This window comes from Steroidobacter agaridevorans (assembly GCF_009932555.1).
Taxonomy (GTDB): Bacteria; Pseudomonadota; Gammaproteobacteria; order Steroidobacterales; family Steroidobacteraceae; genus Steroidobacter; species Steroidobacter agaridevorans.
Map to the genome: position 1 here is coordinate 349,104 of NZ_BLJO01000002.1, position 26,545 is coordinate 375,648.

The window sequence follows — 26,545 nt, forward strand, 5'->3', positions numbered from 1 at the left end:
GCCATGTATAGAGCATCCGCGTGAGCCAACACGCCGAGTCGATAACGTCCGCGGCCTTATACGCGAACGCGCCCGCGGACCGCGACTGCAGCGTTGAAAGCGTGGCCGCGCTGCTTCAGAGCCCGCACACCATCTCTGTACACCGGCTTGTCTGACTCAAGCGCGCGGACCGTAACGATGCAGAAAACTTCTTGCGGCAGATCTGGCGGGGTTTCTCCTGCACGATACAGAACCTCGAAACGAAGCTGCCAACGATTTCCCTCGACTCCCCGCGGAAAGCGCTTGCGATAAACCTTGGTTGGCGACCACTTGAATCCATGCTCGATGAGTGAGGATTCGAATCCTTCGCCCTGCGATCCGGGGTCGGGTGGAACGACCCCATCGAATTTGAGCTTGCGCACCGTAATCTTGGCGCCACTGGTCTTATCAATTTTCGTTACGTTGCCCATTTTCAGAGTGCCCATGCTCACATTGACGTTCGATCGGCAGTATTCGGCGCCGTTCTTCGAATCGAGCATTGGGGCATAGCACGCTGTGACTACTATTTCTCCGCGAAATCTTCCGTTCTCGAGGAGGCACTCGGGCATTGGGAACTCATGCTGCACCGTCTTGCCGTTGGGAACGTAGACTCGGTGCCAAGTGGTAAATTCGTGATCTTCGCAAGCTAAGACGTTCTCAATCGCGCTTGGCACCCCAAAGCCGAAGTATCTGAGCTCATCTGGATGGCGTGATGCCGATGATGTAGCTGCTGCATGGATGACGACTGCACGCACCATAGGGGCGCTGACCTGATGGCCGCCCGCGTTCAGGCGGCTCCATGCATCTGCAGCCGCACTTGCTACCAAAGGAGCTGCATAACTTGTTCCCCACCCCAGCACGTGATTATCGGAGGGCGATAGAGATCCAATGCCGCAACCATCTGCCGTATTTGCTACTGTGCAGTTTCCGCCGAAGTGAACAAGCTCAGGCTTAGGCAACATTCCAGGACCTGGGCCACGTCGTGAGTAGGCCGTCGGATGGCCTGCTTTCACCGCACTGTCAGCACTGTGCTGATGTGCTAGGGATCCAACGGTTAGCACCAGAGCAGCATCTGCAGGGGGGCCGATCAAGTCGCGGCCGTCTGCGTGCCAACCCGCCAGTGGCCACGTGCGAAGCGGCGGCTGTACATAGTTACCCGCGGCCACCACGAACAACACCTGCTCGCTCTGCGCGATCTCATCGAGTTCGCAGGCAAATGGGCTGAACTCCGGGCCGATGCATGGAACCATGGACCCCAAGGAGAGATTCCACACTTTTACATCACGATGAGCGCGGACCACGTCCTGTACGCGAGCGATGAGATCTTCGACGCCCAGAGGTTCGTAGTTGCTGAATACGCGTGCCGAGAAAATTCGGCAGGGACTCACCGGCAGATCAGCTAGCCCCGGATTCAATGCCTGACCGCCGGCTATGAGCCCGGCAATGAATGTTCCGTGAGCGTAGTCGTTATTATCGGCAGAAGCTGGTGCAAATGCAGCCTCGCCAGCAATCCAGGGGCGCAAGCTAATGGCAGTAGTACTAACGCCGGTGTCTAGGACGCCAACGACTGGAAGTGATCTATCAGCCGGCGGCATCTCTAGCTTCGCTGTTGCCGCACTAGTTGCGATAGCAGGCTGTGCCTGAACGAGCACGTTTGGCCAAATGCTGCGCACGGCGGGGTGGCTGGCAAGCGCCGAGATAGTCTCGGCATCCGTTGTTCTAACCAGGTAACGTCGGGTCTTGCGTTGCAAGACCTCCACGCCCAAAGATTTGAAGTATGAGGCTAAGTCCGCCGCTGATTCTTTGTCGGCGGATGCATCGTGGTAGTCAAACACGTTCAGGACAATTCCAGCGGCCTGCGGCATCTTATCGGGCGACGTGTGTAGCACATCTTCAGTCGAATAAGGTGTAATCGAGTCAATCGTGGTTATGTCGGCCTCGCCGTCTTGGGTCGTTATAGTCAAGATGGCGTCGCGAGTGGCTTCGCGTGAATGCGCTGACACCGCGACGAGCAACGTGCCGATCTCGCGCGCCCCCACGAGACGAGCACGGCCGGCCTGCTGAAATAGGTAAAGGGGACGATGTGATTTCGCGATTGCCTTGGATCGGAGCTTTACTTTGACAACTCCATTGCGAATGCCACGCTCATTCGCTCGGGCGAGAACCGCATTCGCGGCAGCCATCCATTGGTTCGCAATGTTACGCCGAAGCGTAGGCGTCAGCGGTACAAAGAGCTTCCGCCCGCCACCACCACCGATTACCTGCCTGTACTCTTGGGCACCGTGATCAACGACGAGAGCCGGATTCTCCTGTTTGGCCATTTGCTTTCCCCTTTTGTTTTTTGTGTGATGTTCTATTCTTGCCCTGTTTCAGCAGTTGTCGCATAGATGCGCCCGTCCCTGCTGCTATGACTCGTAGCGGTACCGATTTCTCCAGTAGGAGCTTTGTTATCTCCTCCCTTGTCGGTTCGCGTTTCTGTGCACTTAGCACGCTATGCGCAATGCGCGTTAACAACGTTCCCTCGGATACCGCAGGCTCATTGGCAAGCACGGCCTGCCGAATGCAATCTTCTACGGCCTGACGGATCAATCCTCCGCTCAGCCCCGCAGTGAGTTCCACAGCTCGTACCAACGACAAATCCGGCGCCGCGAATCGTCCCAGATAAGACTGTAGCAATGCGAAGCGCAGCGCCGGTGGCGGTAAATGAATTTGCAGGCGATAGTTAAAGCGTCGCCATACGGCAGGATCCAATAGTTGCTCATGATTTGTCGCAGCTACCACAATCGTTTGTGGCGGCAACGCGTCCATGTTCTGCAGCAGCCCGACCACCACGCGCTTAAGCTCGCCAAGCTCTTGCGCATCATCCCGTGCCTTAGCGAGTGCATCGAATTCATCTAGAAAAAGCACGCACGGCCGCTGCGACGCGTGATCGAACAGATAGCGAATGTTCTTCGCTGTGCTACCGAGAAATGACGAAATGAGGCTATCGCATCGCGCGGTTAGCAGCGGCAATCCCAACTGAGCCGCTATAAAGCGCGCCAACTGGGTTTTGCCGACGCCGGGCGGGCCAAAGATGAGCATGCGCGGCCATGCTTGGATTCCGGCGGCAAAGAGTCGATCCATGTGCAACACGTCGGCGAGGAAGCGTTGAACTTCGTCGCGCAAGTGTTCATCAAGCAGTACGTTCGGCTCATCGACAGGCACGTGTTCTTCGTGGGCAAGCCCAAGACGACTCTCATGATCGATAGGGACCGTGCCAAACTGGCCACCTGACAGTGGCACGAGTGCCGAGGGTAGAGTGTCCAGCTTGCGCTGGATCAGACGGGCCTGTTGGTGTTCGCCTTCCTGCTCCAATTTCTCAACCAGCAAACGCGCATAGTTCACCGCCTGCTCGGCGTTAGATCGCAGCGCGCCCTCCAAGATCTTCAGCACTTCCGGCAAATAGTTCAATCCGGCCTCCCGCAGCCATGCGGCATTATGCCCGAAATGAGAACAAAGTGAGCAAAACCGAGAACAAAAGTCGAAGGATCGTAAACAGACGGATAGGGTTTCTGGGTTCCGGCTCACGCATCCACGAGGACCGCCGACGCGCATAGAGGCCGTGCGTAGACACTCGCGATGTAGCGCTCGCTACCGTGCTCCAGGTCCGTTGACGTTGCGTCGCGCGCCTCCCGCTCGCGATAACGTACGTGTTGAACGTACCGAAGCGGCCCTCGCGCGTGTAATGCGCGCCGACCAACTCGTAGCCACTCCGATCGAGATCGGCTCGAAGTTCATTCTTTCTGCTAATCACTCCGACTCCCAATTGATCCTCAATTCACAACACGCACATCCGGACATTCCCGGCAGGAAACATTCCCGCCTTTCTCCATCGCGAGCGGCCGGACGTGCATTGATCCGGTCTGGTGAGTTTCGTGGCCTCACAGCAGCACGTGCCGGTGGCATGTGCTGCTGCTCACGCGTGAGCGTGAGATTGAGGCTGCCCTTGGCGGGCCGCTCGCGGTGGCTGACATCAACATCGACGGAGGGAGCTTCGTTGCGAAGCTATGGTTGATTGCGTCCGTTGCAGACGCGGTGCCACTTTCTCGCATCGGTGAAAATGCGTTGCAGTGACAGTGAGTTGCGGCAGTGGGCCGTGTGCGTCACTCTCTCGGCTTCGCCGAAGACAGTGACGCACGCGTGGAGGAATGCTGCTGTTGGCGCAGCTTTGTGTAGTTACGTTGTTAGAAGAATGGTTGCCGCAGGAGACGACCGCTGGACAGCGGTTAATAAAGAAAGGCGTCAGCGCCCGAGTGATGAGGTCATGACCACAACCTGATTGGCTGCGCAGCTCTGCCTGGTCTGAAGCTGCTTAGGGGTGCCTGCAACGCAGGCGGGGTTACGACGATGCCCTCGTCGTCAGGGAATAATCGGAGCTGAGAATGCGCCAGCGCCGAGCGAACTGCAAACAATCATCGCGAGTGCGAGCGCTCTGTGTCCGCTGAGTTCCAGGGAGAGCAGCAAGCCGAGCAATTGGCGCTTCAGTTCGCTGGACTTTGCGCAGCGGCTGCGCTCGACCACCGCCGCGTCGTGGGCCACGTGGCGACTCTCTCCCCTTGAAAACCTTCTTGGTTCGGCTGCGGCAAGGCTCGGCGCTCAATGCGAGAGACTGCCCTTACTGAGGAGAATACGGGCGGCCCGCCACGTGGCGGAGCCGCCCTCCAATTGGCCGCCGTGAGCACGGCCTATCACTCACCGCTTCGCGAAGTGTGCAGTCAGCGCCTCGATGACCTCTTCCACGAGGGTTCGAGCCGTCCGAATGACAGACGCGATAGCACCTGGGTAGTTCTCGATGTTTTCCGGTTGCACCAAGTCTTCGGCGACCTTGAGGAGATCGACGGCTTGCTTCAGGCAGACCAGCTCATCCGTGATCGGTCTAGGCGTCATCGCGCGTACCCCCGACGGCCGTTGCTGTCTTCGAGTACATCGATGATCCTCACGACGAATCGCTGTTGCGTCTTCGACAGTGCCTGCAACCGCTCCGCGTGCCTGATACAACGCGGAGACAGCCGCCCCTTCCGCTCGCGTACCTGCTTGGACAGGCCGACGAGGTCCCCAACCGGGGTCGAGAATATCCTTGCAAGCTTGGCAAGCACGAGCACCGAGATGCGACGGTCGCCGAGTTCGTACGCGAACACGGCCTGCTGTGATACGCCGATGGCCCGCGCCAGCTCGGCTTGTGTCATACCTCGCGATTTGCGGAGCACCGTGACATGCGCGCCGAGGGCTTTGAAGTAGGCGCGGCTTTCCTGTTTGATCATGGCCGCACCTCCGCCTCGATCTCAGACGCGATGAGGCTCACCGCGTCCCCCACGTCCTCGACCAACTCCAGTACGACGCTAACCGCGTCGGCCAGACTGAACTCGAATTCCTCCTCGTACTCTGCGACGTATTGAATACATGCCAGGACTGCGGCAGCTCTCTGCAGACGCCGAAGCTGACCGCTTAGCCGTTCTCGAACCGATACCTCTTGATCGCTCATGCCGGCCCACCCTGCCGCCCGACAATGGGCGGCGCATAGGCAGCCAGCGGCAACGGGATAGAATCTCCAGCAGCCATGACTTGCACCTCTGTTGTGCAGGTTGTGGTTAGCCGCCCGTCGTGGCTGATATCCACGGCGGGCGGCGCCCGACAACCGGAGATGCGGGGGAACTTTGGGGGTAGGCGCCCTAGATAAATGACAATAGATTGAAAGACTTCAAGAACTTAGTTCTTGAATGCGGTGCCGGTCCCAGCACCATCTCGCGTTACGCCGCCAGCCGCAGCTTGGGCTGCAGCCCGGCTCTCGCTGCCAAGCGGATCAACAGGTCCAGGCTGAACTGATTGATCTTGCCGCGCTTGATGTCCGACACCCGGTCAAACTCGCGGTGGGCTAGCAGCCGGCGACGCAGAGTTAGGTGTCAGGCGACCTTCGCTGTTAGCTTTAGTCCCAACGCTTTGACCACCTTCAACACCGTCGCGAGACTCGGATTGCCCTCCGGCGAGAGAGCCTTGTAGAGCCCTTCGCGCGAGATGCCTGTGTCCTTCGCGAGCTGAGCCATTCCCCGAGCACGCGCGATATCTCCTAATGCCGCAGCGATGTACACGGCGTCGTCGCCTGCCTCTTCCATGCAGGCTTCGAGATAGGCTGCGAGGTCTTCCTCGCTTTTGAGGTAGTCGGCAACGTCGTACCGAGAGAACTTTTCTTTCTTGCGCACCATGATCAAGCGCTCCAGTCTTCCGCAATCTCCATTGCACGCTCGATGTCCGCTTGCTGTGTCCGCTTATCGCCGCCGCACAGAAGAAGAACCACCAACTCGCCGCGTCGTGTGAAGTACACGCGATAACCCGGGCCATGGTCGATTCGCATTTCGCTCACGCCTGAACCTACCGGTTTTACATCGCCTGGATTTCCACGCGATAACCGGAGAATCCGCGCCTCGATGCGCGCGCGGGCGCGTGGGTCGCGCAGCTCACGCAGCCAGCGATCGAATGATTCTGACCTGAATATATCGAGCATGGGGACTGTAAACCATAGATCACAGAGCCGTCAACTATGGTTAACACGTGCGGTGAACGATAGTCGTGGGGACCCTGGCAGGCGCTCCCTGGAAGTTCGCCTCCATTGCCCACAACAGTCGCAGGACGTCCGCCGCTCTCGTTGGCAGAAAAGTGGCTAAAGCTTTGCGAACAGCCCCTTTCTTTTTTCTGGATTTGTGCCAGGGGCAGAAACAAACATTGCAGCGTCGCGATCCGCGACCGCTACGAACAGACACCCCTGCTCGTACGCTTCACAAACGCCCGTCCGGTGGCATCCATGCTGACCACTCGCTCTTGGCTGCCGGCACTGGGGCGGGAGCGGCACAAAGTGAAGCTAGCGGCCGTGGTGTCGACGCCGGTGGATTGAAACAGGAGCGTGGCGTTACCAGAGGATTCGGTGAGCTGGAAGTCGGCGGGGATGGCGCCGGCGCTATGAAGTATCACTGCTTCATGCAACCCATCCGCTTCCCTCAGCACGAGCCATCCCTCGTGCCACTCGCCACCGCAGTTCTCGCCGTCTGAGGAGGCGCACAGCGTCACCGTCGTGCCGCGCTTGATCGCTTCGCTGCGGGCGAGATTGATGCTCGCAATGAGATCGTTCGCAGACGCTCGCAGTTGGCTGTTCAGTTGAGAGTTGCTGTACGAGGGCACGGCGATCGCGAGCAGGATAGCCGCAATGGATAGCGCGACGATCAGCTCGACGAGCGTGAACCCTTTCATCGATGAGATTCGTCGGCTCATGGCTCAGCGCTCGATGTACCAGTACACACGATTCTTCGGCTGGACTGGCAGGCTGGAGGGCGGAACCTTCGGTTCGCTGCCTTCGAGCGGCGAGTCGGAGGTGCAGCCGATGCAGAATGGCACCGTGCGCTCATCGTCCAACGTCACCAATCCGGCGACCGGCGACGGCGGCAAGCCGATGTCAGGCGGCAACTCCTCGGAACGTTCTTTGTTCGGGCCATGGCCCGCTGCATTCAGATAGGAAACGTTGTAGACGCGCGCCTTGCCAAGGTTGGAGCCGCAGGTATTGGGCGCCGCCTCGGCCGGCTCATGCGTGCTGAACGTGAGATTGCCGAAGATCGTGATCGCCGAGGTGACGACCTGTTCGGTCGGAAGCAGTTCCAGGTACCAGCCCTTTCTGGCAGCCAGCTGTTCGCTGGTGGGCGTCGGCTGTTTCTGAAGAATCGGCGTGAGCGAGTCCAAGCACAGGACCGAGGCCGTGCAGTTGCTCTGCTCCGTCGACAGCCAGGTCGGATCCTCCGGCTTGTCCTTCAGCATGAAGAAGTAATTTTGCACCGTGCTCGTGTACTCACGCGGCTTCTCACGATCGCCCGAGCCGAGCAACAGCACGTAGGCGCCGTTATCGAGCAGGATGTCCGGTGCGAACATGAATTTACGGTTGTAGGTGCAGCTCGTGTCGGCGGTATCGCAGCCGAGGGCAGCGATCGTCGTCATCGTCCAGTCGGCGGGCACGTCCTCGCCGATGTCGATGCGATACACGTTGCCGCCAAGATCGACCGCGTAGGCGTACTTCGCCAGACCGGTGGTGAGGTCCGGCACGACAGCCACTTCGGCGATCACGCCACGCTTGGTGTCGAAGGTCTGCTTGACGGCGCCCGTGGCCGCGTCGAGCACATACACTTTGTGACCTTTGCTGCTCGAGGTGCACTTATGCGGCTTGGCATCTTCACAGGTGTCGTAGCCGCCGCCCATGATCAGCAGGGGCTGCGGCGTACTGCCCGACTTGTAGCCTGCCGCCGTGAAGGGTTTGGCGGGCGACCAGGTCTGACCGATCTCGCTCAGCGCACTGCTCGTGCACTGCGAATCGTCGCAACCGATCTTCCATTTGAGGGTGATATCGCCAGGCTTGCTGGCAGGGACATCGAATGCGTAGACGGCGCGTCCGCCCCGCCGCATCGTCGCGAACACGGTGGCGTTCGAGTCGCCGCGAACAGCGGTGATCGCGCCATCCATGGCATACGGCTTCGGCTGCGGCGAGCCGGTAGTCACATTCGGAAAGCTGATCAGCACGTCGTTCTTGTAGAGGCGCTCGAAGTGCTTGTGGAATTCCGGCGGCACGAAGCCCCAGAGCTCGCCGCCGGGCGCCACGTCGTTGAGCGCTCCGTCTTTGGGGCGGTTACCGTTGATGGCTCGGAACACGCCGTCATTGGCCGCGTAGAACACGACTACCTGAGGCGCTTCGTCGGTGCCGAAGTTGAGCGCGACCGGCCGGGAGTGCACCACGTCGCCATGCACCGAGGGTCGCATCGCTTTCGACGTCGCGGCCGCGGGATCCACATCATCCATCGTATGTTCGTTATCGACGTCCTGGCCGCGCGCCCAGTTGACGATCTTCTCCCGTTGCGCGTCATCGGCAACGCCGAGCAGGGTCGATGGCACATTTTTGAACTCGAACGTCGTCACCTTCGAGCAATCGAAGCTCGTGCACGTGTTGAGCCGCCGCGGCGTCTTGCTTTCGTCTACCGCTCTGAGCTGCTGAGCTTGACCGCCCTTTTCGACGAACTTGCCGTCCGGAGAGTCGGAGGCCGGCGCATCCACCCCGCAGAGCGACTGGTCCTCCTCGAACTGCTGCGCGCGGAAGTTCCAATATTTATTGGGACTCGACCAGAAGCTCTGGGAGCAGACCTTGACGAAACCCGTGCTGGGCTCGACGGCCGCGTCGCTCAGTGCATCCTGCAAGCGCAGGTCGCTGCCGCTGTAACCCAGCTTGTACTGCTTCAGATTGCCGTCCCAACGCGGTTTCGCATTGCCATCGGGACGGAACAAGCCGACATAGACCTGATTGATATAAGTGCCCTGAGCACTCGCGCTCAACGGCAAGCTCACCGACGCGAACACGCTGTTGGTCGCCTGGATCTCCGCGAACACATCGCCGAGCGCCTTTTTGATCTCCTCTTTCGTGGTGCCCACGTCCTGATATGCGCCGTCGCTGACCTCGGCCATCTTTGCCAACAGAGCCGACCAACCCGGGCCTTGCCCGGAGGTCTTCTTGTTCACCTCGATCACATGAGTGATCACGCCCAGACGGTCATGGAGAAAGCGGGCCCATTCGTCGGTGACATTGTCCTGAGAGCCTGCGATGGGCAGCGGGATCGGCGTCGTGTCGCCGCCCGCTTCGCGCAACATCGAAGTGGCGTCCGAGATGATCGAGGCGCTGTCCTGCGAAGGGCCGTTGCTGATGTAAATGATGAACCGATTGCTGCAAGTCGCATCGCCCGCCGGCTTGGTATATTGGGCCGCGAATTTCTCGCTGAGTGCATAGCCGTCCAGATCGTAGATGGCCCGCATGGCAGTCTTCGAAGCAACGGTCGTGGCGCTCTTGGACCAATCCGCGGCGGTATTGCCGTGGTAATCCGCCTTCGCCTTGCCCTTTCCGGAGCGCGCAGCCCCACCGCTGAGATAGCGATAGGCTTCCGCCATTACCAGGCTCGACTGACCACTGTTGCCCTTGTCAGCACCGACGTCCATGTAATCGAACATGGCCGCATACTTGTCTTTAACGTCCTGGCTCATCGGCCGGATCGCCGCGCGAACGTAACCGCCTTGCACATTGCTGTCGCTGCTGCTCGTTTCAGCCGCGAGCATGACGCCGACCTGGATCTTGTCGGCAGGCAGATCGTGGAAGAGCTCGGTCAGGGCGCCCATCTCGTTCTTGAAGGCCTGCGTCCAGTTCGCCGTGTTGTCGATGATGAACAGCACCTGCGGTTGCCCGCCGGAGCTCGACTGGGCGCCGATGAACAGATCGATGTCCTCCGCCGGCGCGTTCCAGCACGCGCTGGCGGCGAGAGCTCCGATCAACCATTTCATGGACCGTCTCATGACCCGCTCCCGCTCCCGCTTACGCGGCGCAAACCGCGTTGTACTGGACTTCAGTCAGCAGCACGCGCACGCCTTGATGAACCTGCACTGCCGTGCCGTGTGCAATCGTGCCTTCGTCGAACGCCGAGACATTCGCGTGCAGATCCCACACCGTCTGGTAGGCATCGCTGGTCGAAGACGCGAATGAGGAACCCAGGAAGACGCTGCTCGGCGGCACGCTGGCGCCGGCGATGCGCTCGGCTTTGATGCAAGTGGGCTTGGCGAAATCCACGTGAAAATCCATCGTGCCGTCGTTGTCGATGTCGACATCGACGGTCTGCGCCGCCGGCGCCTCGGTAAAGGCCGAGCTCATCACGAGCTCGATGCCGCGATTGGCCGCCGCGATCGCTTCATCGCGCAGCTGCATGTTGCCGACGGATTGCACATTCGTGCTGCTCACGTTGAAAGCTCCGACCACCATGATTGTGATGAGGGTCAGGAGGATGAGTCCGACGATCAGCGCCGCGCCGCGCTGCTGTCTCGCCGCGGGCAGGGATGACTTGTTCATGGCTCGGGAGTTTCCCTGCGGCCGGAAATATTGTTGAGCCGCATGCTGGTCGTGAAGACGTGGCGCTTGAAGGTGTCGTTCGCGGCGGCGATGGTATTCACCGCCGGGCACGAACCATCCGCGTCGGGTTCACCCAAGCAATAAGTTTTGCTGTCCTTGTGGCCTGGCGAGGGATCGCGGCTGCGGACCAGCACGTACAGCTTCACCGCGACCACGTTCATGAGCTCATCGGCGGTACACGGATCGGCAGCGGTGCAGCGTTTGAACCAATCGGGCGAGCCGTCGCCGCGATTCGTCGGCCGCATCTTGGTGGTCACATCCTCCCATTGCACGGCTTGAGCATAATTGACCGTCGCGCCGGTCTTGCCCGTGTCGTCGATGCCGAGCTCGACGCGCAATGCCTCCACTCCATCGAGCAATCTCACCGGCGGCCGCTGCGCGGTGACACCGCCGGAAACATCGAGTTGGGAGCGCATCAGCGTCGGCACGCTCAGCCCGTTCTCATCCGGATGCGGCAGATCCGCGATGTAGTAAATGTTCGAGATCAAGCGGCGCTTGGCCGCAAGGGTGCCTGCGGTGACTGGCAGGCTCGCTGGGGTGCCGGTGCCTTCGCAATCGCGCGTATGCAAGGGAAAGGCGCTGGTGCTCAGCGCATAGTCGAAGCCGTACACGGAGGTGTTGTCGGGAATGACGCCCCACGCCGAGTCGAACGTTGCCGTCCTGGTGCTGCCGACGTAGGTGCGGATGGTGCGCACCTGGCCCATACCGGTGCCGCTCACGATGCGCAGGACGACGCCGGCGTACGCGCCATCGGTCCCGGAGGCGTCGCCGTCCAGAACGATGCTGTTGGAGGTGGCTCCGCTCACGGTGCCGGCATTCTTCTCCGCTTCGCACATGCTGGTTTGCATGTACAAGCGCCCTGCGGTATCGGCATCGCAGTTCGTTCCGCCAGGCACACAGGTTTCCGCGTGCCGAATCACGATGACATCGGTGCCGGCGCGTTGCGCTGGGAATGAAACGCAGCCCGTGCCGGACGGCAATGTGTCCGCGCTCTGCACCGGTATGCCGAACAGATTGGTCCGGTATTCACCGCTCCACGACGCGTACGCGAGACACGCATCGGGAATCGCCGTGGGCACGTCTGCGGGTACCCGCTCGAAAGTCAGATCGTCGAACTGCGGCACGAAGCCGGCCCAATAACCGGCGTGCACCAGGTCGTTCTGCAATAACTGGATGGCGGAGCGCCCGCTGTCGATCAGGCCGCTGCTCTTCGTCATCTCATCGTTCGCGCGCGCGAGATTGACGTAGACATTCACGAGCGCCAGCAGAACCAGCAGCGAGATGGTCATTGCCACCATCAGCTCGACCAGCGTCAAGCCGGTCGGTCGGCGCGGAATGTTTCTGGTGACAGTGCGCATGGTCATCGCAGATCCGCGATTCGAACCAGGGTGGTCACGGCGCGACGGCACAGATCGTCCGGGCACTGCTCATCGTCATAAGCGCCCTCGCCGCACCCGAGGCTCGCCGGAGGACTGGCGACCGGTGCGATGCCTTGCCATGCAACCGTGATCAAATATTCGTTGCTGGAGAGCGCTTCGACGCAACCGCGCGCCCCGATCATTGCACCGGCTTTGCTGCCGCCTTCAATTTCCGCCGCGCCGAGCAGCGCGTTACACCATTCATTCGCATCGATCTCCGCCCGCGTGCCCACCGTCATCGGGCAAACGCCCGCATTGGGCAGCGGATTGGCCGTGCCTGTGACATAGCTGGCCGCATGCGCTCGATTGGTCGAAATGCGGCTCGACATGTCCTGCAGCAGGATCAGCGCCTGTGCACGCTGGTAGCTCTCGACTTGCGAAACGCCCAGACGCGATTGCAATCCGGCCAGGCCCAGCAGGCCGATCGCGAGGATGACGACCGTGATCAGCACCTCGATCAGGGAGGTGCCGCACTGTCTGTGATGTTTCCGGCCGGCCGCGGTCATCGCGACCATTTCTCGGCCGGCGCCTTTCTTCCTTGGCTGTCGAGGGTGAGTTCGCCGTCGCTCGCCTGCGAGCCGATGGCCGTGAAAGTGATCTCGAAACTCGGTCTGGATTCCATGCCCTCGATCGGGCCCATCTCCCACGTATAGTTGTCGCTGACCTCGCCCGGCAGCGTGTAGCCCGTCGCCTCGAAGTCCGACTTATCGGCGTAACTGCGGTGAGCCAGCAGGTACTGCTGCTGGCGATTGGCGATGTCCATCATCGCCGCCTTGGCCGCCGCTCGATGGGTCCGGATCACGTGCTGGCGATAGCTGGGAAGCGCGATGGACGCGAGGATCGCGACGATCACGACCGTGATCATCAGTTCGATCAGCGTAAAACCTTGTTGCGAAGACTCGCGCATGTGCCGGCCAGTGATGAAGCTGGCCGGATTGTTCTGATTGGTGCACCGTGATTTCTAGGCGGGAATCACACTTCGCGGCGCGCATGTGGAATTTACTTATCTCAGCGCGTCCGCAATAAGACAAACACGGCTACACCCCAGGGTTTCGCTCATGTCTCAGTCGGGGCTGTGCCCCTTGAGTGGAAAATTCTCGCGCCATGGTCGCGCTTCATCGACGACTCGCGCGACCGACGGACGCGCAAGCAAGCGCGCTCGATAATTTCTCAACGCGGTGAGCGACTCCGGTATCGGATAGCCCCAGTGGGCGTAGAAGAGCGCTGGCGCGGCTGCGCAGTCGGCAATGCTGAAAGTATCGTTAGCGGCCCACTCGCGCCCTTCCATCCAGCGATTCAGCCACGCATAGCTCTTGTTCAGCACGGCCTTCGCCTCGACATCCGCATAGGGATCGCGCTTATCTGCGTCGCGCAACGCGTTCAGAACCATCCGCGACAACGGCGTCATCACGTAGTCATCGAAGACACTATCCATCTGTCGCGCTTCGATGGCGGCGCGTGGATCCGACGGAATCATCGGCGGTGCGCTGCCGTGATGAAGATCGAGATACTCGATGATGGCCGCCGATTCGATCACGGTGCGCTCGCCATCGACCAGCACCGGAAACTGACCGGTCGGCGCGAGCCGGCCGATGGCAGCGGCGTGCTCGGGGTGATCGGCGTCGACCATCAGGAACTCGAACGGCACATTGCGTTCATAGACGGCGATCAGTGCTTTCCAATAGAACGCCGCGAACGGGTGACCGTAGATTCGAACCATCGACTTGCTCTCCGACGCTTCAGACCGGGGCGCAGTCTACCCGTTCGTGGAGCGCCGCAGCTGAACGGCTCAGTCCTCGGCTTCGACGCCCAGCTCTTTGAGAATCGCCTGGCGCAGTTGCTGAACTTCCGGGCTCGTGAGCTTGCGTGGATGCGGCATTTTCACATCGAACGTGGCCTGAATGCGTGTGGGCCGGGGCGAGAGCACCATGATGCGATCGGCGAGGTGAATCGCCTCCTCCACGTCATGAGTAATCAGCAGCACCGTGTGCCGCTCCTGCCCGAGGATCTTCAGCAGCTCGTTGCGCATGCGCAAGCTCATCAACGCATCGAGCGCAGAGAACGGCTCGTCCATGTAAAGAATGGCGGGCTTCACCGCGAGCGCTCGAGCAATCTCGACGCGCTTGAGCATGCCGCCGGAGAGCTCGTGCGGATAGGCGCCCTCGAAGCCTTTCAGGCCGACGATGTTCGCGTAGTGATCGGCAATGGCGATCTTCTCGGCGGTCGACTCGACCGCATTGAGTCCGAACATCAGATTCTCTTGCACGGTGAGCCAGGGGAACACCGAGCCGTGCTGTGAGATCAGAATGCCTTGCGGCCCCGGCTGAGTGCGAACCGCGCCGTCGATCAGCACGCGGCCGGAATCGGGCGGGATGAAGCCTGCCATCATGCGCATCAGCGTGGACTTGCCGCAGCCCGACGGGCCGACGATGGCGATGAACTCGCCGTCGCCCACTTGCAGGCTCACATCGTCGACGACGGTGAGCGTGCCTTTGTCGGTGCTGAAGCTTTTGCGGAGATTCGCGACGTCGATCTTAATGGGCATAGCGCCACCGAACCATCTTCAATCCTTCCAGCAGGCGCATCAGCCCATCGAGCATCAATCCGATCAAGCCGATGATGATCATGCCGGCGATCACGAGGTCGTAACGATTGCCGGCATTGCGCGAGTCGATGATCAAATAGCCGAGGCCCGAGCGCAGCGCGATCATCTCGGCCGCGACGACCACCAGCCACGCGACACCCAAGCCGATGCGCATGCCGACGATGATCTGCGGCAACACCGCCGGAATCACGACTTGAGTAAACAGTTTGTAGCGCGACACGCCGAAGTTCTCGGCCGCACGCAGATAGCGCTTCTCGATCGTGTGCACGCCCGCGACCGTCTGCACGACCATCGGGAAGACCGAAGAAATGAAGATCAGGTAGATCGGCGACGCATTGCCGACGCCAAACCACAGAATGGCGATCGGAATCCAGGCGATCGGGGAGATCGGGCGCAGGATCTGGAACAACGGATTCAACGTGTCATAGGCGCCCCGCTGCCAGCCCATCCACAAGCCGAGCGGCAAAGCGACCGCGAGCGCCAGGAAGAAACCCGCACCGACACGGCCGAGCGATGCGCCGATATGCATCCAGAGCGTGCCATCGCGAATCAGCTCGACGGTGCCGGTGACCACCTGCCACGGCGTTGGAAAGATCACGCTGCGGGTCGTGACCACGATCAACCACCAGGCGGCGATCAACAAGACGATGATCGCGATGCCCGGCAGGAACTGCCGAAGTCTGCTCATGCGGAAAGGCTCAAAACGAAATCACTCGCTCGGTTCATGGCTCTTGTTGCCGAAGCTTGCAGCCAGTTGTAGTGCCCGCCAGCGCAGCCTGCCCCAGGGTGAGGCTGGCAACGGGTCGACAATGATAGTCATTTGTCCGCTGCTGTGCGCGGTGCAAGCGAATTGATATTCGGAGGCGACCTCGAAGGGCAGCCGGAAACTTTGTCCCGGCATGAGCAATGCGGGGCCGAAGGTCTGAGGAACCGTATCCTGGTTCTCGAGCAGCAGCACGTCGTTGATGCCCAACGTCAGCCGGATCTGCTGTGGAAGGATATCGACGCGGTCGCCCGACATGCGTCGTTGCCAGGTGCCCTCGGGAATCACAAAAGGTTGTTCGCGACTCTCGCGCGCGGGCAGCGGCGCCAATGCAGCCCAGCTAACGACGACTGCAAAGCCGATAGCCAGGATCAATAGCCCGACTCGGGGACTCATGACGCACTCACTCGAGCGTTCACTCGCTCAGCAACGCGCGAACGTCGTGCACGAAATCATCGGGCAGTCGGCCGTACGGCATCATCCCGCGAAGCAGGCCTTTCTGGTCGATCAGATACACCGATGACGAATGAGCGACGGTATAGCTGTTCCCCAAGGATTTTCGCTCGGCCATCACGCCGTAGTTCTTTCGAACCGCGGCCAGCTGGGCAGGCGTGCCGGTGCCGCCGACGAAGCTCGGATCGAAGCCGCCGAGATACGCTCGCATCCGCTCAGCACTATCGCGCTCGGGATCGACCGTGACGTACACGACCTGCAACTGATCGGCCTGCGGACCGAGACGCTTGCGTGCTTGAGCCAGGGTCGCCAAGGTCGTCGGACAGACTTCGGGGCACGAGGTAAATCCAAATCCCATCAGAATGACTTTGCCCCGGTAGTTTGCGAGCGACAGCTTGCCCCCGCTCGATGCCTCCAACGACAGCTCCGGCGCCGCCCGCGGCGGCTCGAACACACCGGCCTTGAGGGTCGGACGATCCGCTGCGACCGCGACCATGGCGAACAGCAATGCCAACAACGAGCCTGCGACGCGATGTTTCATGGCGGGCATCAGAGGGTGATGGCCGCGGGCTGCGCGACCTTTGCGAAACTCTCGTCCATATAAGTTTCGTAAGCGATCGGATGTTTGATCGTGCCCGCCTCGATCGACAGCTGCATGAGCTCTTCGAACTCGTCGCGGATCATGCGCAGATCGCCGTAAGTGACCCGGTCCGTCGGGTTCTCCATGACGAAGCGGATGATGTTGGGGTCCTGATTGAAGTACTCACGGCCGGCGGCAATCTGCACTGCCTTGTCCCGATTGGCTTGTTGCTGGTCGAGCCACTGACCCGCGCCGAGCACATGATTCACCAGGTCCTGCACCAGCGGCCGATTCGACTGGATCAGCTCCTCGCGCACGGTGAGCACACAGCAAATGTAGTTGCGCCACTCATCGCGAGTCATGCGCAGCGGCCGTGCATAGCCAGCGCTCTGAGCGGCCGCACCGAACGGCTCGCCTGTGCAATAGGCATCGACGGCATTTGCATAGAGCGCCGCCGGCATGTCGGGCGGCGGCATTTCCATGATCTCGATGTCCGCGGGCGTCATGCCTTCCTGCGCCAGCATCTTGCGCAGGAACAGGAAATCGACCGCGAACCGGCTGGGAATGGCGATGCGCTTGCCGGCGAGCTGGCGAAACTTTTGATACGGCGAATCGGTGCGCACCATGATGACCGCGCCGGAACGATGTCCCAGCGACACGATCTTCACCGGAATTTTCTTGTCGGCCAGATCCATGACCAGCGGCGCCAGCATGTACGCGGCCTGGATGCGCCCGGCCATCAGCGACTCTTTGATCTCCGGCCAGCCGCTGTACTTGCTGTATTGGAAAGCGGCGCCCGCGGCCCCGGCCGACTTGGCCTGCGCGACGCACGCCACCGGCAAAGTCAGATTGCAGGTGACCGGCAGGCCGCCCACGACCAGGGCATTCGACGACGCTTCATTGGAGCAGGCAGCCAGGCCAGCGGGCACCGCCGCGGCCATCATTGCCTGAAGCAATCGTCGACGTCCGATCTGATAGGTACTGAGCATCGCCCACGAGCCGGGTGGAAAATCGGCGCGTAGTGTAGCCGAACGCCCGGGGCAACCCTAGGCGCGCAGCTGCGCGGCCTGCACGCGATGTTGTTTCATCCAGCCGATCAAATCGTCGCCGGCCATGGGTCGGGCAATCAGCCAACCCTGCCCGAGCGTGCAGCCGAATTCCTGGAGCATGCGCCATTCTTGCAGGGTCTCGACGCCCTCCGCGACCGTGACGAGCCCGAGCCGATTGGCCATATCGATCGCGGAGCGCAGGATCACCTGCAGACTCTCGCGCTCCGGGGCGCCCCGCACGAAGCTGCGATCGATCTTCAACTCAGTGAATGGAATGCGCGCCAGCTGTTGCATCGATGAGAAGCCGGTGCCGTAGTCATCGATGGACAGCCCGAAGCCGCGCAGACGCAGCTGTGCAAGCACGCTCAGAGCCGTGCCGACGCGAGTGACCAGCGAGCTCTCCGTAATCTCGACCACGATGTGATCGGGCGTGAGCCCGTGACACTGTTGTAACGACGAGATCTCCAACGCGAGGTCGGCGCGCTCGAGCAGCGTCGGCGACAAGTTGATCGCGACCGGCAGATGCAAACCCCGCGCGCGCCACGCCGCGTTCTGCAACATCGCCTGATTCATGACGTCGATCGTCAGGCGATGAATCAATTGACTGCGCTCTGCCAACGGAATGAACAGGTCCGGCGGGATCGGACCCAAGGTCGGATGTGTCCAACGCGCGAGGGCCTCCACACCGCGCACGATGCCGGTACGAATATCGGCCTTCGGCTGGTAGTGGACGTAAACGTCGCTACGCTCCAGCGCATCCGATAACGCCGTCGCATCGATCGCCAACTCGGCGCGATGCGAAGTTCGCCGCAATTCCCTCGCCGTCGCGTTCTGAATGGCGTGTCGCAGGACCGAGGCTTGCAGGGGCTTCTGAACTGCAGCGAGCACTCGCAGCCCGAGCACCCCGCCCATCTCACGAACGGTATCGATCAAGGCACGCTCGCGCGATGACGCCACGATCACCGGGATGTCGAATCCCCGCTCCTGCAGTTTGACCAGGAACTCCGGCCCGTCCATCGTCGGCATTTCCAGATCGACGATGACCAGCTCGGGTCGAGGTGCGATGGCGGTCAACAGCGCCAGCGCTTCGCGGCCGTTGCTCGCCTCATGCATTTTTTCGATGCCGAGCTCGCGACAGATCGACACGGCATGATCACGCTGCACGAGGCTGTCATCGACGATCAGCACCGAGCCGATCGGTACGGGCGGAGGACTCATATCATTTGCCTTCGATGCGCTTGCCGGCGCCGAAATCCAATATGGAGCGCGGCAGCTCGCCGAGCGACTGGACGCGTTGCGCGCCGCCCAGGCGGATCGCTTCTTTGGGCATGCCGAACACCACGCAACTCGCCTCGTCCTGCGCGATCGTGTTCGCGCCGGCGTCACGCATTTCCTTGAGCCCGCGCGCGCCGTCATCGCCCATGCCGGTCATGATGACGCCAAGGACATTGGGGCCGGCGCACTTGGCGGCCGAGCGAAATAAGACATCGACCGAAGGCCGGTGCCGGTTGACCAGCGGCCCGTCGATGACTTCCATGTAGTAGTACGCGCCGCTGCGCTTGAGCATCATGTGCTTGCCACCGGGCGCGATCAGCGCCAGGCCAGGCAACAGACGCTCGCCATGTTTCGCCTCGCGCACTTCGATCTGGCAAAGATTGTTCAGCCGGCTGGCAAAGGCCGCGGTGAACTTTTCGGGCATGTGCTGGACGATGGCGATGCCGGGACTGACGCGCGGCAAGCAAGTCAGCACTTGTTCCAAGGCCTGCGTGCCGCCGGTCGACGTGCCGATCGCAATGATGCGCTCGGTGGTCTGTTGCATGGCCTTGGGGCCGCTGGGCGCCAGGATCGCATCGGCCGTGAACTTCGGCGGCGCGACGCCGGGCTGCTGTTGCGGCTCCGTACGATGGGCCACTCGCAGTCTGTTCACGTTGGCATGCGACGCCGCTTTCACGGCGGAGGCGAGATCCGCCGAAGCATCTTCGATGAAACGACGCAGCCCCAGCTTGGGCTTGGTGACGATGCTTACCGCGCCCGCCGCCAATGCTTCGAGCGTCGTGGCGGCGCCCGCTTCGGTGAGCGTCGAACAGATGACCACCGGCGTCGGCCGCTCGGCCATGATTTTGCGCAGGAAGGTCAGCCCATCCATGCGCGGCATTTCGACATCGAGCACGATGACCTGCGGCCACTTGGTCTTCATGCGTTCCATCGCGAGCAGCGGATCCGCGACGGCGCACAGCACTTCGATGCCCGGATCGGCATTGAGCACTTCGGTCAATGCCTGGCGCACGACCGCCGAGTCGTCGACGATCATCACCTGCACGCGCCGCAAAGGAGCGTTTTGCATGGGGCGCGCGCTCATCCTTGCTTGCGATAAATCGAGGGAGCGATCGGCACGGCCGATGTGTTCAGCTCGTTCAAGGTCTCCGAGTGGCCGATCAACAGGTAGCCGCCGGGCTTGATCACCGACAGGACCCGCTCCACGACCTGCCGCTTGGTATCGGCGCTGAAATAGATCATCACATTGCGCAGGAACACGAAGTCGAATGGCCCGATCTTGGGTAACGTGGTATTCAGGTTCACCTGCATGAACCGCACTCGATCGCGCAGCGGACGGTCGACCAGCACCGTGCCTTCCTGCGGACCGGTGCCTTTCAGGCAGAACTGTTGCAAGTACGCTCGCGGCGTGTGCGTGGTGCGCGAGGCTGGATAATGGCCCGTGCGTGCCCGATCGAGCACGCGCGAGCTGATATCCGAACCCAGGATTTCGAACGACGTGCTATGCAGCGTCGCTGCCAGCACCATCGCGATGCTGTACGTCTCCTCGCCGGTCGAGCACGCGGCGCTCCACACCTTGAACGGCTGCCCGCGACCGCGCGCCAACTCCGCCTGCTCACGTAGCAAATCGAAATGTTTCGGCTCGCGGAAGAAATAGGTTTCGTTGGTGGTCAGCAGATCGATCGCGGTCTGCACCTCCTGCGCGTCCTGTCCGCTGGAGAGCACCTTGAAGTACTCGGCGAAGGTCGTCAGCTTGCGCAGGTCGAGGCGTTTGGAAAGACGGCTCATGACCAGCGCCTTCTTCGCGGGCGACAAAGTGATGCCGGCCGCGTCGTAGATGAAACGCTGGAAGAGCGCGAATTCCTTGTCGGTGATGGCAATCGTCATCGGCGCAATCGTCGGTACAGTGAGCTATGCGGGATAAAGATCAGAATTTCGCGAAGCTGCCGAGATCGGGGTCGCTCGGCGCCAGCGCCACGTTGCCCACCGTCGCCAGGGCCCTTTTGGCAGGCTTTTCGGCTGCCGGCTTGGTGGCGCGCGATTTGGCCGTGCGTGCGCCTTCCACTTTGAAGAAAGCCACGGTGTGCTGCAGCTGTTCGGCCTGGCCGCTCATTTCTTCGGCGGTCGCCGCCAGCTCTTCGGAAGATGTCGCGTTCTGCTGCGTCGTCTGGCTGAGCTGAGTCACCGCCGCATTGATCTGATTCACGCCCGACGCCTGCTCCTGCGAAGCGGCTGAGATCTCCTGCACCAGGTCCGAAGTCTTGGTGATGCTCGGAACGATTTCGTCCAGCAACTTGCCGGCGCGCTCGGCCAGTTCGACGCTGTTGGTCGCGACCGTGCCGATCTCCTGAGCGGCAACCTGGCTGCGCTCGGCAAGCTTGCGCACTTCGGCAGCCACGACCGCGAAGCCCTTGCCATGTTCGCCGGCGCGCGCCGCTTCGATCGCCGCGTTCAGCGCGAGCAGATTCGTTTGATAAGCGATGTCATCGATGATCGTGATCTTCTGCGCGATCTGCTTCATCGCGGCGACCGTGGCCTTGACCGCTTCGCCGCCTTCGCTGGCTTCAGCAGCGGACTTGCGAGCCATGCTGTCGGTGACCTTGGCGTTCTCGGTGTTCTGGGCGATCGACGCGGTCATCTGCTCGATGGAGGCGCTGGTCTCCTCCACGCCCGCGGCCTGCTCGCTCGCGGCCTGCGACAGCGATTGCGCAGTCGTGCTCACTTGCTCGGAGGCGCTCGACATGGCATCGGTCGCGGTGTTGATCTCGCCGATGATCATGGAGAGTTTCAGCACGGTGCTGTTGGCGTACTCCTTCATTTCGTTGAAGACGCCTTCATACTGCTTGTCGATCGTCTTGGTCAGATCGCCCTCGGAGATCGCCCGCATCACACGCGACACATCTTCGATGCTGCCGCCGGCGGCGGACACCATGTCGCGCATCGCGCGCAGCATATCGCCAACTTCATCTTTGGCATTCGATTCGATGGCGACCGAGAAATCGCCCTTCGCGAGACGATTGGCCGCGGCGACAGCGACGCCGAGCGGTCGGGTCACGCCGCGGCTGATGACAAGCGCCAGCATCACACCGATGATCACGCCGCCGACGAGTGTCGCGATGATCCAGTTGCGACTGACTTCATAAACGGCTCCGGTTTCCTCGAGCGCCTGCTTGGCGCGCGCCTGTTTCTGATCGGTCAGCTCGGTCATCATCGCATCGAGCGAATCCGCATGCTGGCGCACCAGATCGAGCGAGCGGACCAGCTCTTCACTGCGGGTTTGCAGGGGCTGCTTCGCGGCCAACGCCAGGGCGCGCTGCATTTCGGCATCGTATTCGCTCCAGCTCTTTTCGATCTGTGCGAACAGCACCTGCGCACGGTCGGAAACGAACAGCGGTACGGCCTTTTCGATCGATTCCAGCGCGCCGGCCGAGTTGTTCTTGATGGACTGCAGATGCTTGCCGCGCTCGTCCTCAGTGGTCGCGAGCAGGAAGTTGGAGCGGGCGCGACCGATGGCGATCAGCTGAATGTTCGCCTCTTTGATATGGGACAGCCCCATCAGCTCCTTGGTGTACATGTCCTCGGCTTTGCCGTCGATCTTGCCGGCGCCGTACAGACCCACCACGCCGATGACGATGCTGATCGCCACCAGCACCATGAAGGCCGCAATCAGGCGGGGGCCGATCCGCAAGTTCTCGAGCATCGCAATCTCCGTTTAATTTCGTCAGGGAATCAGGCCAGGCAAAGCTTGGCGACCGCATCCAGCATGGTCTGCGGCTGGAACGGCTTCACGATCCACGCCTTCGCGCCGGCGGCGCGGCCTTCGTTCTTTTTGTCTTCGCCGGCTTCGGTGGTCAGCATGATCACCGGCGTGAATTTGTAATTGGGGTGCGCCTTGACGGCCTTGAGGAACGCGATGCCGTCCATGCGCGGCATGTTCACGTCGCTGATGATCAGGTTGATCTTGCCGGCGAGCTTGGCGAGCCCGTCCTGGCCGTCGGTGGCCTCGATGACCTCATAGCCCGCGCGCGTCAGCGCGATGTTCGACACCTGCCGCACCGAGGCGGAGTCGTCGACGATCAGGATTCGCTTAGCCATTACCTTTACTCCGTTCAAAAGAATTCAATGTCCGACCCGCCCTGCACCTTGAGGGTCGGCGCGGGCACGCTGCCCGCCGTTGCCTGGTGATTCCGGCGCTGCTCGTCGGTGGTGTATGAGCTGACCATCTGCGCCATGTAGGCCTGTGTATCGATCTGCTGCTGCTCGCCACGCGCCACGGCACTGGCGCGATCGTCGAGGTCGTTCATGCTGCCGACCACCTGCGCCATGATCTGGCCCACGCGGTCCTGGAACTGCAGCTGCACCATCGACTCCTCGATCTCGCCCTTGATGATGCCGCTCTCGCGGCGCAGATCCTCGGTGGAACGAGCCAGGCCTTCGCTCATGTCGCTGAAGTTGCCGAGCACGCCCTGAATGCGATTGCCCGAGTCGCGCAGCGCCTCGCCTTCGCGCGCCGACACGGTCTCGTTGGTCTCGATGATCTGCTCGAGCGATTGATTGACCAGCGCGATCTTCTGCGTGATGCCTTTGCCGGTCTCGCGAGAGGCAGTGGCGAGGTTACGGACTTCGTGAGCCACGACCGCGAAGCCGCGACCGGCCTCGCCCACGTGCGCCGCTTCGATAGCGGCATTCAACGCCAGCATGTTGGTCTGGAACGCGATCTGCTCGACCTCGCTCGCCATCTTCGCCAGCTCGCTGCTGTGCGCGGCCAGGGAGCGGATTTGTTCCGCCAGCGTCGAGCGGCTGCGATGGATCTCATTCAAAGCGCTCATCACTTGCGCCAGCTCCCGCTTGCCCTCGTCCAGCGCCCCTGCCAGATCGGCACTGCCGGAATTGTGCTGGGAAGCATCGAGCGCCAGATCCAGACGATTGACGATGCCGGCAAAGCGCGCGGTGAGCGCCACGATGGCCTCTTCGGTCTGCACACGCGCCGTCTCGACCTGTTTGCTCCAGATCGGCAGCGCCTGGATGCAGACTGCGTCCGCGGCGTTGACCTCGGTCTGCGCCGGTGGCGCAACTCGCGCCCGGCTGAACAATTTCACAACGTTTTGCACGATCTGAAGTCCTATGCGGCTGGCTGCACGACATCGGCCGAGGCGGCGGCTTGTGTCAGCATCTCCATCTCTTCGACACACAGCACGCGATCCACGTCGAGGATCATCACGAACTTGCCGCGCACCTTGCCCATGCCTTCGATGAAGTCGGCGCGGATCGAAGCGCCGAAGCTCGGCGCCGGCTCGATCTCACTGCCCGGAATTTCGAGCACTTCGTTCACGGCATCGACGACCACGCCGATGACGTGACTTTCGTCCTCGACGCGAGTCTCGACGATCACGATGCAGGTCTTCTTGGTCACGGCCGCGCTCGGCCGGCCGAAGCGCGCGCACAGATCGACGACCGGCACCGCTGCGCCACGCAGATTGACGACGCCCCGGATGAAGGCCGGCATCATCGGAATCTCGGTGGGCGGCGAGTACTCCAGGATCTCCTTGATCGACAGAATGCCGAGCGCGAAGGTCTCGCGCCCGAGCACAAAGGTCAGATATTGGTTCTGGTCGTGCCGACGTTCGGCGTCTTCGATAGTTTCAGCAGTTTTGTTCATCGTCTGCTCCTAGAAGCGCACGAACTGATCCAGCGGCATGCTGTGATCGTGGCCGTTGCCGTTCGCCTTGCCATTGCCATGAGCATGCGCAGTCATCGCAACGACGGCGGCGGCTGGCATTTCCGCGGGCTGTTTGGTCGCCCAGCTCGACGGCATGCGGTTCGGGCGCACCGCAGCTTTCACCGCAGGCTTGCTCGGCGTGTTCGAGCTCGAGCCTTCGACCCTGAAGAACGAGATCGCAGCCTGCAGCTGTTGCGCCTGGCTGCTCATCTCCTCGGCGGTCGCGGCCAGCTCTTCGCTCGACGACGCGTTCTGCTGCGTCAGCTGCGACAACTGCGTCATCGCGGTATTGATCTGGCCAACGCCCGAGGACTGCTCCTGGCTCGCCGCAGTGATTTCCTGCACCAGCTCGGAGGTCTTGCGAATCGCGGGAACCATTTCATCGAGCAGCTTGCCGGCGCGTTCCGCGAGCTCGACCGACGAGCCGGCGACTTCGCCGATCTCTTGCGCGGCGACTTGCGAACGTTCCGCGAGCTTGCGCACTTCAGCGGCAACGACCGCGAAGCCTTTGCCATGCTCGCCGGCGCGCGCCGCTTCGATCGCCGCGTTCAACGCCAGCAGGTTCGTTTGATAAGCGATGTCGTCGATGATCGAGATCTTCTGCGCGATCTGCTTCATCGCCTCGACCGTCTGACGCACGGCCTGACCGCCTTCGGCGGCTTCGGACGCGGCCTTGCTCGCCATCTGATCGGTGACCTTGGCGTTGTCGGTGTTCTGGCTGATCGACGCCGTCATCTGCTCGACCGACGCCGAGGTCTCCTCGACACTGGCGGCCTGCTCGGTGGACGCCTGCGACAAGGACTGCGCTGTCGCGGACATTTCTTCCGAGGCGCTGGTCAAGGTATCCGCCGAGGAGCGCACTTCGCCGACGACTTGCGACAGCTTCTCGGTCATCGTGCTGATCGCGTGCAACAGCATGCCGGCTTCGTCACGCGAATTTGCGGTGACGCGCGCCGTCAGGTCGCCTTCGGCCATACGGTTCGCAACCGAGGCTGCCAGGCTGATGGGACGCGTGATCGACAACGTCACCCACACACCGGCGATGAGCGCCAGGACAGCGGCGATGCCCGCCCCGGTCAGCATCATCTTGCTGGCGTCGAGATACGTCTGTTCCGCCGCCTTGCCGGCTTCGCTCACCGAGGCTTTCTCGTGATCGAAATAGGCATCGGTAACGGCCTTCATCGCTTCGCGAGCTTCGCGCTGTTCGCCGCGCAGCCAATGCATGGCTTCTTCTTTCTTGCCCGCCTGCAACAGCTCGACCAATGTGTCCTGCGCCTTCGAGTAGTCGTGGCGCACGCGCATCACTTCGCCGAGCTTCTCCTTGCCGCGCTCGGAGGTCACCGTCGCGGTCAGCGTCTCGAGAACTTTGTTATTGCGATCACGCACGGCCAGCATCTGCTGCACGGCCTTGTCGAGCTGCTTGGCATCGCTGGCCATCAATTGATCTCGAGCGATCAAGCCGAGCGACTCGGCGTTTCTCTGCAGTTCCAACGCGAGCTCCATCTTTGGAACCCTGTTCGTGACGATGTCGTCGGTGCTGACTTTCATCAGCTTGAAGCCGTCGATGCCGACGTACGTGACTACGCCGAGCAGCACCAGGATGAGCGCGAAGCTCAGTCCCAGGCGAATGCCTATCTTCAGATTGCGAAACATGAAATCT

General features: G+C 61.5%; 29 protein-coding genes. 1 reads left to right on the forward strand and 28 read right to left on the reverse strand.

Features of this window, described 5'->3' with window-relative positions; translation table 11 throughout:
- Positions 1 to 56: 56 nt before the first annotated feature.
- The gene (locus GYH35_RS08395; protein WP_161828155.1) at positions 57 to 2,339 is read right to left on the reverse strand and encodes a S8 family peptidase; all 2,283 of its coding nucleotides are present in this window, start codon (positions 2,337 to 2,339) and stop codon (positions 57 to 59) included.
- The gene (locus GYH35_RS08400) at positions 2,305 to 3,468 is read right to left on the reverse strand and encodes an AAA family ATPase (RefSeq protein ID WP_161828156.1); all 1,164 of its coding nucleotides are present in this window, start codon (positions 3,466 to 3,468) and stop codon (positions 2,305 to 2,307) included. Before GYH35_RS08400 ends, GYH35_RS08395 begins: the two co-directional genes overlap by 35 nt.
- A gap of 495 nt (positions 3,469 to 3,963) precedes the next feature.
- Here GYH35_RS08400 and GYH35_RS08405 point away from each other — a divergent pair, with 495 nt between their 5' ends.
- On the forward strand, positions 3,964 to 4,131 hold the full coding sequence (locus GYH35_RS08405; RefSeq protein ID WP_161828157.1) for a hypothetical protein: 168 nt from the start codon (positions 3,964 to 3,966) through the stop codon (positions 4,129 to 4,131).
- 285 nt (positions 4,132 to 4,416) lie between these two features.
- Here the strand turns inward: GYH35_RS08405 and GYH35_RS08410 are convergent, their stop codons facing one another.
- From GYH35_RS08410 to GYH35_RS08535, 26 genes are all read right to left on the reverse strand, one after another.
- Positions 4,417 to 4,596: a hypothetical protein gene (locus GYH35_RS08410; RefSeq protein WP_161828158.1), complete on the reverse strand. Its 180-nt coding sequence runs from the start codon at positions 4,594 to 4,596 to the stop codon at positions 4,417 to 4,419.
- A 153-nt stretch (positions 4,597 to 4,749) separates the two neighbouring features.
- On the reverse strand, positions 4,750 to 4,944 hold the full coding sequence (locus tag GYH35_RS08415) for a hypothetical protein (RefSeq protein ID WP_161828159.1): 195 nt from the start codon (positions 4,942 to 4,944) through the stop codon (positions 4,750 to 4,752).
- Entirely contained in the window at positions 4,941 to 5,318 is a 378-nt protein-coding gene (locus GYH35_RS08420) for a helix-turn-helix transcriptional regulator (protein WP_161828160.1), read from the reverse strand. Before GYH35_RS08420 ends, GYH35_RS08415 begins: the two co-directional genes overlap by 4 nt.
- The gene (locus GYH35_RS08425) at positions 5,315 to 5,539 is read right to left on the reverse strand and encodes a hypothetical protein (RefSeq protein WP_161828161.1); all 225 of its coding nucleotides are present in this window, start codon (positions 5,537 to 5,539) and stop codon (positions 5,315 to 5,317) included. The genes GYH35_RS08420 and GYH35_RS08425 overlap by 4 nt, the downstream gene beginning before the upstream one ends.
- 418 nt (positions 5,540 to 5,957) lie before the next feature.
- Positions 5,958 to 6,257 (reverse strand): addiction module antidote protein, encoded by a 300-nt coding sequence (locus GYH35_RS08430; RefSeq protein ID WP_161814995.1) that lies wholly within the window; start codon positions 6,255 to 6,257, stop codon positions 5,958 to 5,960.
- Between the two features lie 2 nt (positions 6,258 to 6,259).
- On the reverse strand, positions 6,260 to 6,556 hold the full coding sequence (locus GYH35_RS08435; RefSeq protein ID WP_161828162.1) for a type II toxin-antitoxin system RelE/ParE family toxin: 297 nt from the start codon (positions 6,554 to 6,556) through the stop codon (positions 6,260 to 6,262).
- A 242-nt stretch (positions 6,557 to 6,798) separates the two neighbouring features.
- Positions 6,799 to 7,317 (reverse strand): GspH/FimT family pseudopilin, encoded by a 519-nt coding sequence (locus GYH35_RS08440; RefSeq protein WP_161814993.1) that lies wholly within the window; start codon positions 7,315 to 7,317, stop codon positions 6,799 to 6,801.
- Between the two features lie 3 nt (positions 7,318 to 7,320).
- Positions 7,321 to 10,404, reverse strand: coding sequence for a pilus assembly protein (locus GYH35_RS08445; protein ID WP_202624166.1), 3,084 nt, complete (start codon positions 10,402 to 10,404; stop codon positions 7,321 to 7,323).
- A 31-nt stretch (positions 10,405 to 10,435) separates the two neighbouring features.
- Positions 10,436 to 10,963, reverse strand: coding sequence for a pilus assembly PilX family protein (locus GYH35_RS08450; RefSeq protein WP_161814991.1), 528 nt, complete (start codon positions 10,961 to 10,963; stop codon positions 10,436 to 10,438).
- The gene (locus GYH35_RS08455; protein WP_161828394.1) at positions 10,960 to 12,387 is read right to left on the reverse strand and encodes a PilW family protein; all 1,428 of its coding nucleotides are present in this window, start codon (positions 12,385 to 12,387) and stop codon (positions 10,960 to 10,962) included. The genes GYH35_RS08450 and GYH35_RS08455 overlap by 4 nt, the downstream gene beginning before the upstream one ends.
- Positions 12,384 to 12,956, reverse strand: a complete 573-nt coding sequence (locus tag GYH35_RS08460; RefSeq protein ID WP_202624167.1) for a prepilin-type N-terminal cleavage/methylation domain-containing protein — start codon at positions 12,954 to 12,956, stop codon at positions 12,384 to 12,386. The genes GYH35_RS08455 and GYH35_RS08460 overlap by 4 nt, the downstream gene beginning before the upstream one ends.
- Entirely contained in the window at positions 12,944 to 13,348 is a 405-nt protein-coding gene (locus tag GYH35_RS34865; protein WP_161814990.1) for a type IV pilin protein, read from the reverse strand. Before GYH35_RS34865 ends, GYH35_RS08460 begins: the two co-directional genes overlap by 13 nt.
- A gap of 156 nt (positions 13,349 to 13,504) precedes the next feature.
- Positions 13,505 to 14,161, reverse strand: coding sequence for a glutathione S-transferase family protein (locus GYH35_RS08470; RefSeq protein ID WP_161828164.1), 657 nt, complete (start codon positions 14,159 to 14,161; stop codon positions 13,505 to 13,507).
- Between the two features lie 69 nt (positions 14,162 to 14,230).
- Positions 14,231 to 14,986, reverse strand: coding sequence for an ABC transporter ATP-binding protein (locus GYH35_RS08475; protein ID WP_161828165.1), 756 nt, complete (start codon positions 14,984 to 14,986; stop codon positions 14,231 to 14,233).
- Positions 14,976 to 15,734 carry an ABC transporter permease gene (locus GYH35_RS08480; protein WP_161814987.1) on the reverse strand — a complete coding sequence of 253 codons (759 nt, stop codon included), beginning with the start codon at positions 15,732 to 15,734 and terminating at the stop codon, positions 14,976 to 14,978. Before GYH35_RS08480 ends, GYH35_RS08475 begins: the two co-directional genes overlap by 11 nt.
- A gap of 21 nt (positions 15,735 to 15,755) precedes the next feature.
- On the reverse strand, positions 15,756 to 16,205 hold the full coding sequence (locus GYH35_RS08485; RefSeq protein WP_161814986.1) for a cupredoxin domain-containing protein: 450 nt from the start codon (positions 16,203 to 16,205) through the stop codon (positions 15,756 to 15,758).
- A 19-nt stretch (positions 16,206 to 16,224) separates the two neighbouring features.
- Entirely contained in the window at positions 16,225 to 16,803 is a 579-nt protein-coding gene (locus GYH35_RS08490; RefSeq protein WP_161828166.1) for an SCO family protein, read from the reverse strand.
- 8 nt (positions 16,804 to 16,811) lie between these two features.
- Positions 16,812 to 17,831: an ABC transporter substrate-binding protein gene (locus tag GYH35_RS08495; RefSeq protein WP_161828167.1), complete on the reverse strand. Its 1,020-nt coding sequence runs from the start codon at positions 17,829 to 17,831 to the stop codon at positions 16,812 to 16,814.
- Positions 17,832 to 17,888: 57 nt separating this feature from the next.
- Positions 17,889 to 19,109: an EAL domain-containing response regulator gene (locus GYH35_RS08500; RefSeq protein WP_161814983.1), complete on the reverse strand. Its 1,221-nt coding sequence runs from the start codon at positions 19,107 to 19,109 to the stop codon at positions 17,889 to 17,891.
- Position 19,110: 1 nt separating this feature from the next.
- Positions 19,111 to 20,220 carry a protein-glutamate methylesterase/protein-glutamine glutaminase gene (locus tag GYH35_RS08505; RefSeq protein ID WP_161828395.1) on the reverse strand — a complete coding sequence of 370 codons (1,110 nt, stop codon included), beginning with the start codon at positions 20,218 to 20,220 and terminating at the stop codon, positions 19,111 to 19,113.
- A 26-nt stretch (positions 20,221 to 20,246) separates the two neighbouring features.
- A complete protein-coding gene (locus GYH35_RS08510) occupies positions 20,247 to 21,053 on the reverse strand; it encodes a CheR family methyltransferase (protein WP_161828168.1) in 807 nt (268 codons plus the stop codon).
- Between the two features lie 40 nt (positions 21,054 to 21,093).
- Entirely contained in the window at positions 21,094 to 22,866 is a 1,773-nt protein-coding gene (locus GYH35_RS08515) for a methyl-accepting chemotaxis protein (protein ID WP_161814981.1), read from the reverse strand.
- Between the two features lie 29 nt (positions 22,867 to 22,895).
- Positions 22,896 to 23,261, reverse strand: a complete 366-nt coding sequence (locus GYH35_RS08520; protein ID WP_161814980.1) for a response regulator — start codon at positions 23,259 to 23,261, stop codon at positions 22,896 to 22,898.
- Positions 23,262 to 23,275: 14 nt separating this feature from the next.
- On the reverse strand, positions 23,276 to 24,265 hold the full coding sequence (locus GYH35_RS34550) for a methyl-accepting chemotaxis protein (protein WP_235936737.1): 990 nt from the start codon (positions 24,263 to 24,265) through the stop codon (positions 23,276 to 23,278).
- A gap of 23 nt (positions 24,266 to 24,288) precedes the next feature.
- Positions 24,289 to 24,825 carry a chemotaxis protein CheW gene (locus tag GYH35_RS08530; RefSeq protein ID WP_161814979.1) on the reverse strand — a complete coding sequence of 179 codons (537 nt, stop codon included), beginning with the start codon at positions 24,823 to 24,825 and terminating at the stop codon, positions 24,289 to 24,291.
- A 9-nt stretch (positions 24,826 to 24,834) separates the two neighbouring features.
- Positions 24,835 to 26,538: a methyl-accepting chemotaxis protein gene (locus tag GYH35_RS08535; protein WP_161828169.1), complete on the reverse strand. Its 1,704-nt coding sequence runs from the start codon at positions 26,536 to 26,538 to the stop codon at positions 24,835 to 24,837.
- Between the last annotated feature and the right edge of the window lie 7 nt (positions 26,539 to 26,545).

Excerpts from the sequence above, each read along its gene's own strand:
- GYH35_RS08395 (WP_161828155.1), bottom strand. The coding sequence starts at position 2,339 with ATGGCCAAACAGGAGAATCCGGCTCTCGTCGTTGATCACGGTGCCCAA.
- GYH35_RS08415 (WP_161828159.1), bottom strand. The coding sequence starts at position 4,944 with ATGACGCCTAGACCGATCACGGATGAGCTGGTCTGCCTGAAGCAAGCC.
- GYH35_RS08420 (WP_161828160.1), bottom strand. The coding sequence starts at position 5,318 with ATGATCAAACAGGAAAGCCGCGCCTACTTCAAAGCCCTCGGCGCGCAT.
- GYH35_RS08425 (WP_161828161.1), bottom strand. The coding sequence starts at position 5,539 with ATGAGCGATCAAGAGGTATCGGTTCGAGAACGGCTAAGCGGTCAGCTT.
- GYH35_RS08430 (WP_161814995.1), bottom strand. The coding sequence starts at position 6,257 with ATGGTGCGCAAGAAAGAAAAGTTCTCTCGGTACGACGTTGCCGACTAC.
- GYH35_RS08435 (WP_161828162.1), bottom strand. The coding sequence starts at position 6,556 with ATGCTCGATATATTCAGGTCAGAATCATTCGATCGCTGGCTGCGTGAG.
- GYH35_RS08440 (WP_161814993.1), bottom strand. The coding sequence starts at position 7,317 with ATGAGCCGACGAATCTCATCGATGAAAGGGTTCACGCTCGTCGAGCTG.
- GYH35_RS08445 (WP_202624166.1), bottom strand. The coding sequence starts at position 10,404 with ATGAAATGGTTGATCGGAGCTCTCGCCGCCAGCGCGTGCTGGAACGCG.
- GYH35_RS08450 (WP_161814991.1), bottom strand. The coding sequence starts at position 10,963 with ATGAACAAGTCATCCCTGCCCGCGGCGAGACAGCAGCGCGGCGCGGCG.
- GYH35_RS08455 (WP_161828394.1), bottom strand. The coding sequence starts at position 12,387 with ATGACCATGCGCACTGTCACCAGAAACATTCCGCGCCGACCGACCGGC.
- GYH35_RS08460 (WP_202624167.1), bottom strand. The coding sequence starts at position 12,956 with ATGGTCGCGATGACCGCGGCCGGCCGGAAACATCACAGACAGTGCGGC.
- GYH35_RS34865 (WP_161814990.1), bottom strand. The coding sequence starts at position 13,348 with ATGCGCGAGTCTTCGCAACAAGGTTTTACGCTGATCGAACTGATGATC.
- GYH35_RS08470 (WP_161828164.1), bottom strand. The coding sequence starts at position 14,161 with ATGGTTCGAATCTACGGTCACCCGTTCGCGGCGTTCTATTGGAAAGCA.
- GYH35_RS08475 (WP_161828165.1), bottom strand. The coding sequence starts at position 14,986 with ATGCCCATTAAGATCGACGTCGCGAATCTCCGCAAAAGCTTCAGCACC.
- GYH35_RS08480 (WP_161814987.1), bottom strand. The coding sequence starts at position 15,734 with ATGAGCAGACTTCGGCAGTTCCTGCCGGGCATCGCGATCATCGTCTTG.
- GYH35_RS08485 (WP_161814986.1), bottom strand. The coding sequence starts at position 16,205 with ATGAGTCCCCGAGTCGGGCTATTGATCCTGGCTATCGGCTTTGCAGTC.
- GYH35_RS08490 (WP_161828166.1), bottom strand. The coding sequence starts at position 16,803 with ATGAAACATCGCGTCGCAGGCTCGTTGTTGGCATTGCTGTTCGCCATG.
- GYH35_RS08495 (WP_161828167.1), bottom strand. The coding sequence starts at position 17,831 with ATGCTCAGTACCTATCAGATCGGACGTCGACGATTGCTTCAGGCAATG.
- GYH35_RS08500 (WP_161814983.1), bottom strand. The coding sequence starts at position 19,109 with ATGAGTCCTCCGCCCGTACCGATCGGCTCGGTGCTGATCGTCGATGAC.
- GYH35_RS08510 (WP_161828168.1), bottom strand. The coding sequence starts at position 21,053 with ATGACGATTGCCATCACCGACAAGGAATTCGCGCTCTTCCAGCGTTTC.
- GYH35_RS08515 (WP_161814981.1), bottom strand. The coding sequence starts at position 22,866 with ATGCTCGAGAACTTGCGGATCGGCCCCCGCCTGATTGCGGCCTTCATG.
- GYH35_RS08520 (WP_161814980.1), bottom strand. The coding sequence starts at position 23,261 with ATGGCTAAGCGAATCCTGATCGTCGACGACTCCGCCTCGGTGCGGCAG.
- GYH35_RS08530 (WP_161814979.1), bottom strand. The coding sequence starts at position 24,825 with ATGAACAAAACTGCTGAAACTATCGAAGACGCCGAACGTCGGCACGAC.
- GYH35_RS08535 (WP_161828169.1), bottom strand. The coding sequence starts at position 26,538 with ATGTTTCGCAATCTGAAGATAGGCATTCGCCTGGGACTGAGCTTCGCG.